The sequence below is a fragment of the Bradyrhizobium cenepequi genome, from assembly GCF_020329485.1.
Lineage (GTDB): Bacteria > Pseudomonadota > Alphaproteobacteria > Rhizobiales > Xanthobacteraceae > Bradyrhizobium > Bradyrhizobium cenepequi.
Map to the genome: position 1 here is coordinate 77,285 of NZ_JAGKJI010000017.1, position 15,701 is coordinate 92,985.

Annotated in this window: 14 protein-coding genes; 12 read left to right on the forward strand and 2 right to left on the reverse strand. The window is 61.0% G+C overall.

Features of this window, described 5'->3' with window-relative positions; all coding sequences use genetic code 11:
* Positions 1-67: 67 nt before the first annotated feature.
* From J6497_RS19300 to rpoH, 3 genes are all read left to right on the forward strand, one after another.
* Entirely contained in the window at positions 68-1,057 is a 990-nt protein-coding gene (locus tag J6497_RS19300) for a GlxA family transcriptional regulator (RefSeq protein ID WP_225705850.1), read from the forward strand.
* 448 nt (positions 1,058-1,505) lie between these two features.
* Entirely contained in the window at positions 1,506-1,892 is a 387-nt protein-coding gene (locus J6497_RS19305) for a hypothetical protein (RefSeq protein ID WP_225705851.1), read from the forward strand.
* 333 nt (positions 1,893-2,225) lie between these two features.
* Complete coding sequence (gene rpoH, locus J6497_RS19310) at positions 2,226-3,134, forward strand: RNA polymerase sigma factor RpoH (RefSeq protein ID WP_225705852.1); 909 nt, start codon at positions 2,226-2,228, stop codon at positions 3,132-3,134.
* 83 nt (positions 3,135-3,217) lie between these two features.
* Here the strand turns inward: rpoH and J6497_RS19315 are convergent, their stop codons facing one another.
* Positions 3,218-3,667, reverse strand: coding sequence for a molybdopterin dinucleotide binding domain-containing protein (locus tag J6497_RS19315; protein ID WP_225705853.1), 450 nt, complete (start codon positions 3,665-3,667; stop codon positions 3,218-3,220).
* Positions 3,668-3,698: 31 nt separating this feature from the next.
* On the opposite strand from J6497_RS19315, the gene J6497_RS19320 reads away from it, so the two are divergent.
* Entirely contained in the window at positions 3,699-3,914 is a 216-nt protein-coding gene (locus J6497_RS19320) for a hypothetical protein (RefSeq protein WP_225705854.1), read from the forward strand.
* A gap of 88 nt (positions 3,915-4,002) precedes the next feature.
* Here the strand turns inward: J6497_RS19320 and J6497_RS19325 are convergent, their stop codons facing one another.
* Positions 4,003-4,872, reverse strand: coding sequence for a hypothetical protein (locus J6497_RS19325; RefSeq protein WP_225705855.1), 870 nt, complete (start codon positions 4,870-4,872; stop codon positions 4,003-4,005).
* Between the two features lie 92 nt (positions 4,873-4,964).
* Here J6497_RS19325 and J6497_RS19330 point away from each other — a divergent pair, with 92 nt between their 5' ends.
* The 8 genes from J6497_RS19330 to J6497_RS19365 all read left to right on the forward strand — a co-directional run bounded on the left by J6497_RS19330 (position 4,965) and on the right by J6497_RS19365 (position 15,687).
* Positions 4,965-6,143 (forward strand): efflux RND transporter periplasmic adaptor subunit, encoded by a 1,179-nt coding sequence (locus J6497_RS19330; RefSeq protein WP_225705856.1) that lies wholly within the window; start codon positions 4,965-4,967, stop codon positions 6,141-6,143.
* Positions 6,140-9,250, forward strand: coding sequence for an efflux RND transporter permease subunit (locus J6497_RS19335; protein WP_225705857.1), 3,111 nt, complete (start codon positions 6,140-6,142; stop codon positions 9,248-9,250). The genes J6497_RS19330 and J6497_RS19335 overlap by 4 nt, the downstream gene beginning before the upstream one ends.
* Positions 9,251-9,393: 143 nt before the next feature.
* A complete protein-coding gene (locus J6497_RS19340) occupies positions 9,394-9,810 on the forward strand; it encodes a cupin domain-containing protein (RefSeq protein WP_225705858.1) in 417 nt (138 codons plus the stop codon).
* Between the two features lie 93 nt (positions 9,811-9,903).
* Entirely contained in the window at positions 9,904-10,572 is a 669-nt protein-coding gene (locus J6497_RS19345) for a 2Fe-2S iron-sulfur cluster-binding protein (protein WP_225705859.1), read from the forward strand.
* A 1-nt stretch (position 10,573) separates the two neighbouring features.
* A complete protein-coding gene (locus J6497_RS19350) occupies positions 10,574-11,554 on the forward strand; it encodes an FAD binding domain-containing protein (RefSeq protein ID WP_225705860.1) in 981 nt (326 codons plus the stop codon).
* 12 nt (positions 11,555-11,566) lie between these two features.
* Positions 11,567-13,768 carry a molybdopterin cofactor-binding domain-containing protein gene (locus J6497_RS19355; RefSeq protein WP_225705861.1) on the forward strand — a complete coding sequence of 734 codons (2,202 nt, stop codon included), beginning with the start codon at positions 11,567-11,569 and terminating at the stop codon, positions 13,766-13,768.
* Positions 13,765-14,307: a cytochrome c gene (locus tag J6497_RS19360; RefSeq protein ID WP_225705862.1), complete on the forward strand. Its 543-nt coding sequence runs from the start codon at positions 13,765-13,767 to the stop codon at positions 14,305-14,307. The genes J6497_RS19355 and J6497_RS19360 overlap by 4 nt, the downstream gene beginning before the upstream one ends.
* 132 nt (positions 14,308-14,439) lie before the next feature.
* A complete protein-coding gene (locus J6497_RS19365; RefSeq protein ID WP_225705863.1) occupies positions 14,440-15,687 on the forward strand; it encodes an oxalate decarboxylase family bicupin in 1,248 nt (415 codons plus the stop codon).
* Positions 15,688-15,701: the final 14 nt, after the last annotated feature.

A 15,701-nucleotide genomic window follows, 5' to 3' on the forward strand; every position in this document is an offset into this window, starting at 1 on the left:
CAGCTGCCACCGATGCACTACGTCGAAATCTGCCATTATCGGTCCAAAACAGACACGCCGGTTGCCTATGCCGAAAGCCAACTCTCAGAAGCCAGTCACCCGCACGATCGCGATCCTCGCGCTGCCAGGCGTCCAGCTTCTCGACGTATCAGGCCCGCTTGATGTGTTCGCCGAAGCCAATGTGCAGGCCGGCAGGGAGTCCTACCGACTGCGCGTGATTGCCACCGCCGCTGGCGACATCCGCTCGTCCTCCGGCGCACGGCTGCTGCCGGATGGCGTTATCGGCCACATGCACTTTGAGGCGATCGACACGCTCTTGATCGCCGGTTCGCCGAATGCCGCGCAGATGCAACTCGATCACCTGATCGTGAGCTGGCTGCGGCGGGTCGCTTCGACCGCGCGACGCTACGGCTCGGTGTGCAGCGGCGCCTTTTTCCTGGGCGCGGCGGGCTTGCTCGACGGCAAGCACGTGACCACGCACTGGGCGGTCGCCGAGCGGCTTGCGCGGGCCTATCCTTTAACCAAGTTGGACGCCGACGCCATTCATGTACGCGACGGCAGACTGCGCACGGCGGCTGGCGTCACCGCCGGGCTCGATCTCGCCTTGGCGCTTGTCGAGGAAGACCTTGGTCGCGATATCGCCAAGCGCGTGGCGAGCCAGCTCGTGATGTTCTTCAGGCGCCCCGGCGGCCAATTGCAGTTCAGCCGCAAGGGCGAGGTGGCGCCTTTGGGACGTTCAGCGCTGCAGCAGGTCCAGCGCTTTATCGCCGCGCACCCCGCCGACAATCATGGTGTCGACAAGCTCGCCGCGCGCGCGGGCCTGAGCCCACGCCATTTCGCGCGGCTGTTTCGACATGAGGTTGGGATGACCCCGGCAGCGTGGGTCGAAACCGCGCGTGTCTCCACCGCTCGGCGGCTCCTGGAGACGGGACGCAACGCGCCCAAGCAGGTGGCGGTACAGTGCGGCTTCGCCAACGCGGACACGCTGCGCCGCGTCTTTGTTCGCCATATCGGTGTGACACCTGCCGTGTATCGCAAGCGATACGGGCACGGTTAACCCGATCGCCGCGAACGGTGCGGGATGATTACTAAACTACTATTTAATGGCGCGATCTGGTTTCGGGGCCTAGACCATGCTTGGAACAGCCGCGCCGCGCTTGTCCCTCGCGGCGTTATCATGCGGTTGTGCGGCGGACGGCGTGCGCCACGCCTTAGTCCCTCCTCCCTGCAGGAGGCGGGCGCGCGTCGTCCGACTTTTTTGGAGTAACAGCGCGTCTGCAGCCGCGATCAGTCTCTGCGTGAGCTGGTCCGAAAAAATCGGCCAGCGGCGTTCCAGTGCGACGTGCCGAGTGAAGCATCCTGGCTTCGTGAATTCGAATTTAATAGAGGCGAGAACCAAGCATCCCCATCTTCGCTCCATCGTGGCGGTGGCGTTTGCCTTCCGCGGAAGCGCCGGCGCGAGAAGACCTGTGGCGGATAGTCCGCCAATTCCAAAGGAGAATATCATGAGAGGACGAGTGATGATGATTTTGGCGAGCGCAGTGCTCGCAGGCAGCCTGTTGGCTACTGGTGCCCAAGCCCGCGGCGGTGGTGGCGGCGGCGGTGGTCATGGCGGCGGCGGCTTTGGCGGCGGTCACATCGGCGGCTTTGGTGGCGGCCACATCGGTGGCTTTGGTGGCGGCCGCGTCGGCGGCTTTGGTGGCGGCCACATCGGTAGCTTTGGTGCCGGCCGCGTCGGCAGCTTTGGCGCAGGTGCCATCGCGCATGTCGGCCACGGCCGCTTTGGCGGCGAACGGCACCGCTTCGCCGGCGGCGGCTATTACGACTACGGACTCGGTTGTCCGTACTATCCATACCACACATACAACCATCCGTACTACTGCGACTACTGAACGGATAGGCCGATCCGGAAACCTCGAACGCGCGGCTTCAACGGGCTCACCTCGAGAATTGGCGAAAAACAGAACGCCAGCTCTGCCGGGTGAGCCGAACTGAATGCCGCGCGCCATTGCCGAAGCGAATCAAAGCGGCGCTGCTACAGAGGCCCGCGAGCGGCCGCTTTCGTGCAGTAAGGAAGTTTTTGAAAGCGCGCCCAATGTTTGAATTCGAATTTAATGTCCTAAACGTCAATTTAATAGGCCGTCCGCGCGCTACGCCTATCATCTGGTGATCCGCTCGACTTTCAGTGGCGGACGATATCCAGCCTGCACGACGGAGCGACTGATATGAGCATTGAGGGACAATTCGCAGGCTTCACAGTTCGAACACGGCGCGAACCAGCGTTCGCTAGAAGCGGGCGCGGCAGAAGTTACCTCGACGGCATCAGGCGTTTCGCGATGCTGGAAAGACACGAGGAATACAACCTCGCCAAACGTTGGCGCGAACACGGCGACCGTGATGCTGCGAATCAGCTCGTTACAAGTCATCTGCGTCTCGCCGTCAAGATCGCCATGGGTTACCGCGGCTACGGTTTGCCCGTTTCGGAAATTATCGCTGAAGGGAACGTTGGCCTGATGCAGGCCGTGAACCGCTTTGAACCTGAAAAAGGCTTTCGCTTTGCCACCTACGCGATGTGGTGGATCAGGGCTTCCATACACGATTACATCCTGCGTTCGTGGTCACTTGTGAAGATTGGCACCACCGCGAACCAAAAGAAGCTGTTCTTCAAGCTACGATCCGCGAAAAGCAGGATCGCCGCATTGGAAAGCGGCGACCTGCACCCCGACCAGGTGGCACTGATCGCAAAGGACCTTGATGTCACGAGCCAGGACGTCGTCGACATGAATCGACGGCTCGGCGGTGATAAATCGATCAATGCTCCGATGCACAGTAACGGTGAAACCGGCGAATGGCAGGATCATCTCGTTGATCAATCTCTCTCGCCGGAAGCCATCGTGGTCGAACAGGACGAGAAGGAGCGCCGGCTCAAGGCTTTGACCGCCGCAATCGATGTGCTGGACCACCGCGAGCGCCGCGTCTTCGAGGCGCGACGTTTGGCCGACGAACCAATGACACTTGAGGACCTGGCGGCGAACTTCAATGTCTCCCGCGAACGCATACGGCAGATCGAGGCGCGCGCGTTCGAAAAGGTGCGAAAAGCGGCCAAGAATCTCGCCTTGCAGGCACCGGCGTAGGTTCAGCAGGCTTGGGCGGGCTGAACCAGGTTCCGACCCGCCCTTTAAATTCCCGTCGCTAATCCGCAGATCAGCCCGCTCCCTTAGAGCATTGCACTGGTCAGATCCCTTGAGATTGATGCCCGCACGTCCGCGCGCGTGCCCTCCACGTCCGGCTTTCGCGAAGCGCGGATCAAAACCGGAGTCGACTTGTAGGACGGCGTTCCGGATTTAGCGTCGTAATGATCGAGCGCAACCAGGACATTCGCCTCCGGATAATACGTCGCGATCGAACCCTGCGCGATATTGTAGGCGACAGCCGTCAGGTTGCGCATGATCCGCTCGCCAGCTTTCGATCTGGTATCGGACACGACGGTGATATCGACGGGATCGCCATGCTTCAAGCCGCAGCTGGCGAGGTCGCTCTCATTGACGAACACAACGTTGCGCCGCCCCGTAATTCCACGATAGCGATCATTCATGCCGTAGATCGTCGTGTTGTACTGATCGTGACTTCTGATCGTTGCGAGCGTGAGGGCTTCACGATCCGGCACGCAGGGATCCTCATCTATCCCGGGATAAACGATGAAATTGGCCTTCTTCGTCGGCGTCCGCCACCGCTTTCAGAGCGCCCCACCCCGCCGCAGCTCCCTCGTATTCGTGGACGCCTACGACACCATCGTCGCTCATTGTGCTCTCCATAATCGCGGTGATGTATGGCCGAAAGACCATTTCGGTGTCGGAACGACGTTTCCATCTGAGATCATGAACGTCGCCATCGAGCGCGATATGCTCAACTAAAAAAAGATTTAGCGTTGGGAAAGTTGCTCAGTCGCGCCAGTCATCGGCGCCAGCTAGAGCGGATCTGCGTCAGAGAATAAACGCATTTTTAATTGCACCGATCGGGACGCCAGCCATTTACTGGTCGAAGCCTAAAACCGGCAGCGGCTTGCGGAAAGGTGCTCGCTTCCGATGCCGACAGCTCTCGCCGCGACGTCGCGGGTTTCGACAGGGGAATGACAATGAGATTCGCGTTGATTGCTGCAGTGCTTCCGGCGCTCTTTGCCTGCAACGGCGCCATCGCACAGGTTGGTGCATTGCCGACGACGCCCACACTTGGCGCGACCTCGCCGCTTGGACAGGGCCCCGGTACGTCAGTCGGACCGACCGGAATCCCGCTTGGGTCCACCGAGATCATCTCGGGGGGACTTAGTCCAGCGCCCACCGGCGTGACCGGCACAATTACAATACCGAGCACGAGCAGCGGCACTGCATGCACGACCGTGGGAACCTCACCATCAACAATGTTCGGATCCACTACGAGTTTCGATGGCGGCGGAATGGGAATGGGCGTTGGAAGCGGAACGCCTGCCACTGCGGGAACGGCCGGCGGGGCAACGTCAAGCAGCACGGCGATGTCCGGATCGTCAGCGTCATCGGGGATCTCGAACTCTTCCGGACCCTTGAGCACGTCGGCAGTGTCGACCACCTCAGGAACGTTGGGCACGGCGGGAATGTCGGGAATGTGCGGCTCCGGCTCAAGCAGCGTGGCCTCATCGTCGACCCCAACATCAACGTCGCCGACCGCGCCTGGTGGCGTCAATCGAACCGGAATTCCGTTTGGTTCGACCGAGATCAGCAACCTTGGGGTCAGTGGCACGCCGGCGGTGCCATTGCCGACCATCTCGCCAACGCTCGGTATCGCCGGAACTTCTGCTCCGGCGGTGCCGCCGGTGCCCACGGTTACATCTCCGTCCACGGCTTCATCCTCCACGACAGGCACAAGCAGCTTCCAGTGTCTCAGCACAGGTACCGGCTGCTGAACAGTCTTGTGTCTCAACGAGGAGCATCATGAAACGCAAAATCCTTGTGTCGTGCTTGCTGACTGCCGTTTGTGCGGCCGGCGGCCTGCTGTACTCCATACATTCTCATCCCTTCGAGAAGGCGGATGCCTCGCCCGCTCCACCGACGGTGCCGATCGTCGCCACGACGGTCGCGCAGCATGACGTGCCGATCTATCTTACGGGCGTCGGTACGGTGATCGCGTACAACACCGATGTCGTGCGCGCCCAGATCCAGGGGCAGATCATCAGCATCAACTTCACCGAAGGCCAAACCGTGCATGCAGGCGACCTGCTCGCGCAGATCGACCCACGCCCCTACCAGGCCCTGGTTGATCAGTACACGGGCAATCTGGACCGCGATCAGGCGCAACTGGTAAATGCCCAGGCCAATCTCACCCGCTACACGACGCTGGGCGAGAAAGGCTGGGCAACTCCGCAATTGCTCGAAACACAAAAGGCGCAAGTCGGTCAGCTGAAGGCGGCCATCAAGGCCGATCAGGCGCTGATCGACGCTGCGAAGGTGCAGCTTAGCTTCACACGCCTGACGTCGCCGATCGATGGCGTGGTCGGGATTCGTCAGATCGACGTCGGCAACATCATCAGTCCGTCGACTGCAAACGGCCTCGTCGTCGTCACGCAGCTCGACCCGATTTCGCTGATCTTCACGTTACCGGAGACGGTCCTGCCGCAAATCCAACAGCAACAGCAACAAACCAAAACGGCGCTCCCGGTTCTCGCCTACAGCCAAGACAATTCAGTCAAACTGGATCAGGGCGTGCTCGGACTCGTCAACAATGAGATTCTTCAGACTACCGGCTCAATCCAGCTCAAGGCGAATTTTTCCAACAAGTCGCGCCGGCTCTGGCCTGGCCAACTCGTCAACGCGCGACTGCTGGTCGACACGCGGCACAACGGCCTGACCATTCCCGCGGGCGTCGTGCAGCAAGGCCCGACCGGCCCCTACGCCTACGTGGTCAATCCGGACAACACCGCCGCAGTTCGCCAAATCAAGGTCGCGCAAATCAGCGACGGACAGGCGCTGATTGATTCCGGCCTGCAGGCAAACGAGCAGGTCGTGGTCGATGGGCAGTACAAGCTGCAGCCGGGGGCGCATGTCACGATGCTGCACGGCAAGGCAGCACAGGAAGAAGCCGCACAGGACGCCCTGCAGGCGCCCATCCCATGAACATTTCCGCACCCTTTATCTATCGGCCGATCGCGACCGCGCTGCTGATGGTCGCCCTGTTGGTGGGCGGTCTGGTCGCCTATCCGCTGTTGCCGGTCGCGTCGCTGCCGAACGTCAACTACCCGACGCTCACTGTCACCGCGCAGCTCCCGGGCGCCGATCCGCAGACCATGGCCTCCACCGTAGCTTCGCCGCTCGAACTGCAATTCGGGGAAATCCCGGGTCTCACCCAGATGACGTCCGCCAGCGCGCTCGGCTACACCCAGATCACCCTGCAGTTCGAGCTGAATCGCCAGATCGACGGCGCGGTCAGCGACACGCTGTCGGCCATCAACGCCGCCAATGCGTACCTGCCGGCGGGCCTGCCCTATCCGCCACTGATCCGCAAGGTTAACCCGGCGGAGACGCCGATTTTAGTTCTGGGCATCACCTCGGACAGCCTGCCGCTGACCGTTGTCGACGCCTACGCGCAAAATATTCTGCTGCAAAAGATCTCGCAGGTATCCGGCGTCGGCCTCGTCGGCGTCGGAGGTACACAGCAGCCGACCGTCCGCGTCCAGGTCGATCCGGAGGCACTGGCAGCTCGCGGCATCAACCTCGAGGACGTGCGAACGGTGCTTGGGCAAGCGAACGTCGACCTCCCCAAGGGTACGCTCAACAGCCCGCGCCAGACCTATACGCTGAACACCAATGATCAGCTGTTCAAACCCGACCAATACGCTGACCTCGTCATCGCCTATCGCAACGGATCGCCGGTCCGCATCCGCGATATCGGCCGCGCCGTCAGCGCGGGAGAAAATGAGTTGATCGCCGGCTGGTACAACAACAAGCGGGCGATCATTCTGGCGATCCAGCGTCAGCCCGGCGCCAACGTTATCGAAACGGTGAGTCGGATCAAGGCGATGATGCCTGTGCTTCAAGCCTCGATCCCGGCTGCCGTCAAGGTAAATGTCATTTCCGATCGTACCCAGACCATCCGCGCATCGGTCGCCGACGTGCAGTTTACCCTGCTGCTGACCGTTGCACTGGTCGTCATGGTCATCTTCATATTCCTGCGCAATCTCTGGGCGACCATTATCCCGGCTGTCACCGTGCCGTTGTCATTGATCGGCACTTTCGCGGTTCTCTACGAAATGGGCTACAGCCTGGACAACCTTTCGCTCATGGCCCTGTCCATCGCAGTCGGATTCGTGGTCGACGACGCCGTCGTCGAGATCGAGAACATCACACGACATATAGAGGATGGCATGTCGCCGTATGACGCGGCGCTCAAGGGGTCCGGCGAGATCGGCTTCACCGTCATGGCGATCACGTTCTCGCTGATTGCGGTGTTTATTCCATTGTTCTTGATGGGCGGCTATGTCGGCCTGCTGTTCCGCGAGTTCGCGATCACCGTGAGCGTCGCGCTCGTTCTGTCGCTGATCATCTCGCGGACGCTCACGCCGATGATGTGCGCTTATCTGCTCAAGCCTGAAAGCAAGGAGCACGGGTGGCTCTACCGGATGTCGGAGCGCGGCTTTGACGGTCTGCTCTACGCATATGAGGGCGGCCTCAGGATCGTGCTGCGTCACCGCTTCACCACGCTGATGGTGATGCTGGGCACGATTGCGCTGACCGGTTACCTCTATGTTGTCATTCCAAAAGGCTTCTTCCCCCAACAGGATACCGGATTGATCATCGGGCAGTCAGAGGCGGCACAGGACATTTCCTTCCAGGCGATGAAGGAGCGCCAGCAAGCCTTGCTCGACGCCATCATGAGGGATCCGGCCGTCGCGACTATCGGTTCGGCCGTCGGTGCCGGCGGCGGCAGCTACACACTTAACGATGGCCGCGTCTTCATTCAACTCAAGCCCGCCAACCAGCGTGAGCCGATCGAGAAGGTGATCGCCAGGCTGCGGACCAACCTGGCCAAGATCCAGGGCATTACGCTCTACATGCAGGCGGCCCAGGACATAACGGTCGGGGCGCGGCTGAACAAGACCCAATTCCAGTACACGATGAACGACGCCGATCCCGGCGAGCTCAGCCATTGGGCGTCGCTGTTCCTTGACAAGTTCAAGTCGGTTCCCGGCATCACCGACGTGGCCACCGACCAGCTCAGCTCCGGCCCACTGCTCGACATCACGATCAAACGCGAAGTCGCATCGAGCTACGGCATCCTGCCTTACACAATCGACAATACGCTCGACGACGCCTTCGGCCAACGCATCGTGTCGACTATGTACACCACGCTCCAGCAATACCACGTCATTCTGGAAGTGAACCCGAAATTCCAGTACGGCCCCGAAGCGATCAACGGCATCTACGTCAAATCGTCGAGCGGGCAGCAGGTGCCCTTATCCACGCTGGTCGATTCAGTCGTGAAGGTCGCGCCCCTCGTGATCAACCACACCGGCCAGTTCCCGTCGGTGACGATCTCGTTCAATCTCGCGCCGGGCACCGCGATCGGCCAGGCGGTCAGCGCTATTCAGGCGGTCGAAAAGGAACTGCATCCGCCTCTCTCAGTGCAAACCAGCTTCCAGGGCAACGCGCAGGCTTTCGGTGCGTCCCTGAAGAGCACGCCGATCCTCATCCTCGCCTCGCTCTTCGTCATCTATATCATTCTCGGGGTACTCTACGAGAGCGTGATCCACCCGATCACCATTATCTCCACGCTGCCTTCGGCCGGCGTCGGCGCACTGCTGTTGCTGATGGCGGCTCACTATGATCTGAGCGTGATTGCAATCGTCGGCATCATACTGCTGATTGGCATCGTCAAGAAGAACGGCATCATGCTGGTGGATTTCGCCTTGCAGGCCGAACAGAACGAGGGCCTCTCGACAGAGGAATCGATCTATCAGGCCTGCATCAAGCGCTTTCGTCCCATTCTCATGACGACGATGGCGGCGCTGCTTGGCGCCGTGCCGATGATGGTGGGTACGGGAGTCGGCTCGGAGATTCGCCAGCCGCTCGGCTACGCCATCGTCGGCGGTCTGGCCCTGTCCCAGATTCTCACCCTCTATACGACGCCGGTCGTCTACATCTACCTCGACCGGCTGCAAACCAGGCTGTTCGGCGAAAAGAAGCGAGCGGAGACCGGACTGGCTGAGGCGACGCCTGCAGAATGAGACGCCTGCAGAATGAAACGTGTCTCGACCGGCCCCGCTCCATCGCTTCGACAATTGCGCGCGCCCTGCAACGCGGATCACTAAACTCCAATTTAGTGGTCCTCCAATTGTCCGTCGCTTAGCTTTCCAACTGATGATCCAAATTGATCCAGGACGCCATGAATTCTTCTGCAATTCGCATCGTCAGCCCCGCTGAATTCGATCAAGGAACCGCGCAGACGCCGGGCTCCGAACGTCGCGCCGCGATCGCACCGGCACTTGGCATTGCGTCGGCCATCTGGGGCGGCCTGTTCGAAGTAGAGCCGGGATCGCGGACGGGAATTCATCATCACGGAGAGCAGGAAACGATCGCCTACGTACTCTCGGGAGTCTGCGAAATTCGTTGGGGCATAAGTGGAGAATCAGTTGCGCGCGCCGAGGCCGGCGATTTCATTCATGTTCCCGCCTTTCTGCCCCACATGGAAATCAACCCCTCGAAATTCGAACCATTTCGATGGGTGGTCGTGCGCAGCACCGCGACACCCATCGTCGTCAACCTTCCGGACGACGCCTGGCCGTGAGCGGGTGTCTTCCTGCTGAAAGCAGGGCGGCACCGGACCGTAAGCCCGATGCCTTCCTGCAACTAGCCTTGACTTTGCGAACATGGAGCAATCATGGACGACCACGAATCCAATAGAGAACCGGATGCACCAATTCGATTTGAGGTTACCCGCCGCACCGTCATCGAGGCCGGAACTACCGCGATGTTGTTGACCGCGCTTCCGCGCGCCGCTATCGCCGCCGGTTCCGTCAACAACAATGAGCCGGCCCCGCCTCCCGTGAGCGTCGCACTTCAGATCAACGGCCGTCCGCATTCGCTGACGCTTGATCCCCGAACGACACTGCTCGATGCCTTGCGGGAACACCTCGCGCTGACCGGATCGAAAAAGGGGTGCGATCACGGCCAATGCGGTGCGTGCACGGTGCTGATTGAAGGACGCCGCATCAATTCCTGCCTGACGCTTGCTATGATGCATGATGGCCAATCGGTCACCACGATCGAGGGGCTCGTGCAAGGCAAGAATTTGCATCCATTGCAGACAGCCTTCGTCGAGCATGACGGTTTCCAGTGCGGTTACTGCACTTCCGGCCAGATCTGCTCGGCCATCGGAATGCTGGCCGAAAGCCGGTCGGGCATGCCGAGCTACGTGACCGAGGACTTGACGAAGTCTGCCGCTGAACTCACCGATGCGGAAATCCGCGAGAGAATGAGCGGCAACATCTGTCGCTGCGCAGCCTATCCCAACATCGTGGCGGCCATCAAACAAGCTTCAGGACTCTGACATGAAAGCCTTTACCTACCAACGCACCGATTCGACGGCGCAAGCGGCCGCCGCCGCTGTCCAGCCCGGTGCGAAAATCATCGCCGGCGGCACTAATTTGCTCGACCTGATGAAATTGCAGGTCGAGACACCTTCGAATCTGGTCGATATCAACCGCCTGCCGCTCGACAAAACCGAAGAGACGCCTGACGGCGGACTGCGTATCGGCGCGCTGGTTCGCAACAGCGATCTCGCTGCCGACCCGCGCGTACGGCAGCGCTACGGCGTGCTCAGCCGCGCGCTGCTGGCAGGCGCCAGTGCGCAGTTGCGCAACAAGGCAACGACCGGTGGCAACCTGCTGCAGCGAACACGCTGCTACTATTTCTATGACATCACAAAGCCCTGCAACAAGCGCAATCCCGGCTCCGGCTGTGCGGCGCTCGCCGGCTTCAACCGCATTCACGCCATTTTGGGTGCCAGCGAGCACTGCATTGCGACGCATCCGTCCGACATGGCGGTGGCGATGCGGGCGCTTGACGCCAAGGTAGAGACGGTCAATCGTCATGGCGAAACCAAAGTGATTCCGATCGCGGAGTTCTATCGTCTTCCCGGCGACACTCCCGAGATCGAGACGTCGCTCAAGCCAGGCGAGATTATCACTGCGGTGACGCTGCCTCCGCCGCCTCCAGGTGTGCAGGTTTACCGAAAGGTCCGCGATCGTGCTTCCTACGCCTTTGCGCTGGTTTCCGTCGCCGCAATCGTCGATAGCACGCGCGGCCGGATCCGCTCGGCCCGGCTGGCCTTCGGCGGGTTGGCGCATAGGCCGTGGCGGGTGGCGCAGGCCGAGCAGAGGTTGGTCAACGCAGCTGCGAACACGACCACTTTGAACTCGGCCGCAGATGCCGTTCTCGAAGGCGCGCGCGGGTTCGGCGGCAACGATTTCAAGGTGCCGCTGACGCGGCGCACGCTGCACAGCGTGCTTGCAGAGACGACCCGGACCTGAGGGAGCGAACGCATGGAAATGAACTCACCCGTTGGTCCCAATGCCCTCGATAGACCAGGCATCGTCGGCAAGCCACTCGACCGCGTGGACGGGCCATTGAAGGTTACCGGCGGCGCGCGCTACGCCTATGAGATGCAACAGGACAGCGTGCTGTATGGTTTTGTGGTCGAGGCCTCGATCGGAAAAGGAAGGATCAAATCGATTGACACGCGGGCGGCGGAAAAGGCGCCGGGCGTCGCGCTGGTTCTCACCCATCGCAACGCGCCCGCGCAAGGCACCGGCAACCACCGCGAAGCGCATCCCGTGCTCACCGGGCCGCAGGTGACGCGCTACGGCCAGCCGGTTGCGTTCGTGGTTGCGGAAAGTTTTGAGCAGGCCCGGGCGGCGGCTTACCTCGTAGACGTAAAATACGATCGGTCGAACGGGAAATACGCGCTGCGTAGCAACCTCAATGAGGCGTGCGTCCCAAAGCCAATCGATGCGCCAGCAGCCGACAGCGCGGTGGGCGATTTCGCAAGCGCATTCGCCGGTGCTCCGGTGCAACTCGACGTGACCTATACCACTCCGCTGCAGAGCCACGCGATGATGGAACCGCATGCCACCCTTGCGGCGTGGGACGGCGACAAGTTGACCCTGCACACGGCAAATCAGATGCTCAACCAGGGTCAGCGGGTGATCGCGACGACCTTGAAAATTCCCGCCGAAAACATTCGCCTGATCAGCCCGTTCATCGGCGGCGGCTTTGGAGGCAAGCTGTGGGTCAACGCCGATGCCGTCCTGGCAGCTATCGCATCACGGCAGCTCAAGCGGCCGGTAAAAATCGCGCTGACGCGGCAGCAGATCTTTCACGTCACGACGCACCGCTCCGACACGATCCAGCGGCTGCGCCTGGGCACCGATCGCGAGGGCCGGATCCTCGCCATCGGCCACGACGTTTTCTCGGGCAATCTGCCCAGCGAGCAAACCTATGAGGGCGCTGCCCTCCAGACCCGCACCCTCTATGCCGGGCCCAATCGATTGACACGACACCGTCTTGCACCACTGGATATTCCGGTCGCCTCGTCAATGCGCGCGCCCGGCGAAGCCGTCGGCTTGATGGCGCTCGAATGTGCCATGGACGAACTTGCGGAGAAGTTGAATCTCGACCCGATCGAATTGCGCATTCGAAACGAGCCGAGCGAAGACCCGGAAAAGCATATTCCCTATTCCAGCCGTCACTTGATCCCCTGCATGCAGGAAGGTGCGCGCCGCTTTGGATGGGACAAACGCAATCCAAAGCCGGGCCAGCTTCGCGATGGACGCTGGTTGCTAGGGATTGGCATGGCCGCGGCAACACGCGGCAATCCGCTTCTGCTTTCGAAGGCAAATGTCCGACTGGATCCCGACGGTACTTGCACCGTGCGAATGGCGATGACTGACATCGGCACCGGCACCTACACCATCCTGGCGCAAATCGCAGCGGAGATGCTCGGCCTGCCGACGGAACGCGTCCGGGTCGAACTCGGTGATACCAGCTTTCCGCAGGCGGCAGGTTCAGGTGGCTCATGGGGCGCGGGCAGCTCGGGCTCCGCCCTGTTCGAGGCATGCAATGCGCTGTGCGAAAAGCTGGCACGGACCGCCGGCATGGATTCGGCAACCGCAACGTTCGCCAACGGCAGTATCGCATCGGGCGAACAGTCCAGAAAGCTGACGGACCTTGTGGGCGCCGGGATGGAGGCAGACGGCGAAATTCGGCCCGGCAGCAACAACAAGGAATTTTCGCAACAATCTTACGGCGCGCATTTCGCCGAGGTCGGCGTAGATGAAGACACCGGTGAGGTGCGGCTGCGGCGCATGCTCGGCGTATTCACCGCCGGCCGTGTTCTCAACGCAAAGACAGCACGCTCACAGGCGATCGGCGGAATGGCGTTTGGCGTCGGCGCGGCGTTGCAGGAAGCGATGGCGCTCGATCCGCGTTTCGGCTTGTTCGTCAATCACGATCTCGCAGAATACCACGTGCCGGTGCACGCCGACATTCCGGCGATTGACGCCATCTTTCTCGACGAGTTGGACGACAGATCCAATCCGCTGAAAAGCAAGGGCATCGGCGAACTCGGCATCTGCGGCGCCGGCGCCTCGATCGCCAATGCGGTCTACAATGCGTGCGGCGTCCGCATTCGAGACTATCCGATCACACTCGATAAACTGCTTTCCGGGCTGCCGGTGCGCACATGACCCGCATTGAAGCGACAAGCCGCCGTCGTCGCCCGATCGCAGTTGCCTCGATCGCAATTGGCGCAGCGGCCATCCTAGCAATTTTTCTCGCTGCCCCGCGCAGCGCGGCAGCAGATCGGGAGACTGCGCCCTCACCTCGGGCAACCGAATATCTGCCGAGGATCAGCGACCTGATGATCGAGACCATTCAACCGCGGCATGAGCGGCTCTGGCGCGCCTGGCAGGATGGCAGCTGGGACTTTGCAGCCTACGAGCTTGGAAATCTCAAAGGCGCGTTCAATCGCCTGGGCCACGCCCACCCAACTCAAGGCAACATTTCCCTCCCGGACATGATCACCTCCGTCACGGAGCAGCCGTTTAACGAACTCGGCACCGCGATTCAATCCAAAGACGGCGCAGCATTCGCCAAGGCCTATACCGATCTGACAGATGCATGCAATTCATGCCATCAGGCCCTCAATCACGGCGTGGTTGAAATTCGCGTGCCAAACCGGACATCAACATCGGATTTGGGCGGCACCAGCGCGCCGCGAAATTGATGCTCGCAATGCGCGCGCTGACCCTGATAGCCGCTCGATCCGTGGCATTTTCTAAATGCAAATTTAATGGCTCTCGATACGCGGGAACCTATCTTTTAGGTACCTAATCACTTCCAAGCCAAGAGAGGTTACATGTTTTCGAGACGGGATATGTTGGTCGTGTCCGCTGCGGGCGCTGCGATGACTGCAAGTACGGCGCACGCTGCCTCTTTCGGCAATCCGGACCAGCCGCCACAAGGCGCGGTCAACGCCAAAGGCCCGGGTAATCTCAGGGATCCCGGCCCGCAAAACGAGGCCATCGGCAGCCAGTTTCCTTCAGCGCAGTTTCCTCCGGCAACCGATGTCGGTGGTATGCCGATGGACTGGGCCTCTTTCAACAACGCGCCAAGGCGCATCCAGAACGGCGGTTGGGCGCGCCAGGTAACCCAGAAGGATTTCGCGATCTCGGACACCATCACTGGCGTCAACATGCGGCTGACGGCCGGCGGCATCAGGGAATTGCACTGGCACCAGGCCGCCGAGTGGGCGATCATGACCTACGGCAGTTGCCGCGTAACGGTTCTCGACGCCCTTGGCCGGCCATACGTTGCCGACGTCAATGAGGGTGACCTCTGGTATTTTCCGGCCGGTCAGCCACATTCGCTGCAGGGTCTCGGCCCGGACGGCTGCGAATTCGTGATCTGCTTTGACGACGGCGACGCCAGCGAGTTCAATACGCTGCTGGTGACCGACTGGTTCGCCCATACGCCTCCGGAGGTGCTTGCCAAGAATTTTGGCGTTCCGGCTGAGACTTTCGCCGAGATCCCGCTGCAAAACCTCTGGATCTTCCAGGGGAAGCTGCCCGGCGATTTGGCAGCGGATCGCGTTGCTGTCAGTAAAGCCGGACGCGTTCCGCCCCATCCATTCATCTTCCGGCTTGCAGCGTCAGCTCCGACGAAAGAGTCTAGGGGCGGCGACGTGCGCGTTGCCGACAGCAACAACTTCACGGTTTCGACGACAGTCGCGGCCGCGCTGATCACGGTTCGTCCCGGCGGCGTGCGAGAGATGCACTGGCATCCGAACGCCGACGAATGGCAGTACTACATCAAGGGCAAGGCACGCATGACGGTGTTCAATACTGGACCGAACGCGATGACGATGGATTTCAACGCGGGAGATATTGGCTACGTCAAGCGCAATCTGGGACACTATGTCGAGAATGTCGGCGATACAGATCTGGAGTTCATCGGGGTGTTCAGGGCGCCCCGCTACGAGGAGATCTCTCTTTCCGACTGGTTGACACACACGCCGCCGGCGCTGGTCGCCCAGCATCTGAACGTAGACGAAGCGACCATCGCGAAATGGCCGGACAACGCTCCGGGCATAATGCCGAAATCGTAGATCGAGGAAACCAG

Bases quoted from the DNA above. Each gene is read 5' to 3' on its own strand.
- J6497_RS19330 (WP_225705856.1), top strand. From the start codon at position 4,965: ATGAAACGCAAAATCCTTGTGTCGTGCTTGCTGACTGCCGTTTGTGCG.
- J6497_RS19305 (WP_225705851.1), top strand. From the start codon at position 1,506: ATGAGAGGACGAGTGATGATGATTTTGGCGAGCGCAGTGCTCGCAGGC.
- J6497_RS19335 (WP_225705857.1), top strand. From the start codon at position 6,140: ATGAACATTTCCGCACCCTTTATCTATCGGCCGATCGCGACCGCGCTG.
- J6497_RS19360 (WP_225705862.1), top strand. From the start codon at position 13,765: ATGACCCGCATTGAAGCGACAAGCCGCCGTCGTCGCCCGATCGCAGTT.
- J6497_RS19345 (WP_225705859.1), top strand. From the start codon at position 9,904: ATGGACGACCACGAATCCAATAGAGAACCGGATGCACCAATTCGATTT.
- J6497_RS19365 (WP_225705863.1), top strand. From the start codon at position 14,440: ATGTTTTCGAGACGGGATATGTTGGTCGTGTCCGCTGCGGGCGCTGCG.
- J6497_RS19320 (WP_225705854.1), top strand. From the start codon at position 3,699: ATGAAATTGGCCTTCTTCGTCGGCGTCCGCCACCGCTTTCAGAGCGCC.
- J6497_RS19300 (WP_225705850.1), top strand. From the start codon at position 68: ATGCCGAAAGCCAACTCTCAGAAGCCAGTCACCCGCACGATCGCGATC.
- rpoH (WP_225705852.1), top strand. From the start codon at position 2,226: ATGAGCATTGAGGGACAATTCGCAGGCTTCACAGTTCGAACACGGCGC.
- J6497_RS19350 (WP_225705860.1), top strand. From the start codon at position 10,574: ATGAAAGCCTTTACCTACCAACGCACCGATTCGACGGCGCAAGCGGCC.
- J6497_RS19355 (WP_225705861.1), top strand. From the start codon at position 11,567: ATGGAAATGAACTCACCCGTTGGTCCCAATGCCCTCGATAGACCAGGC.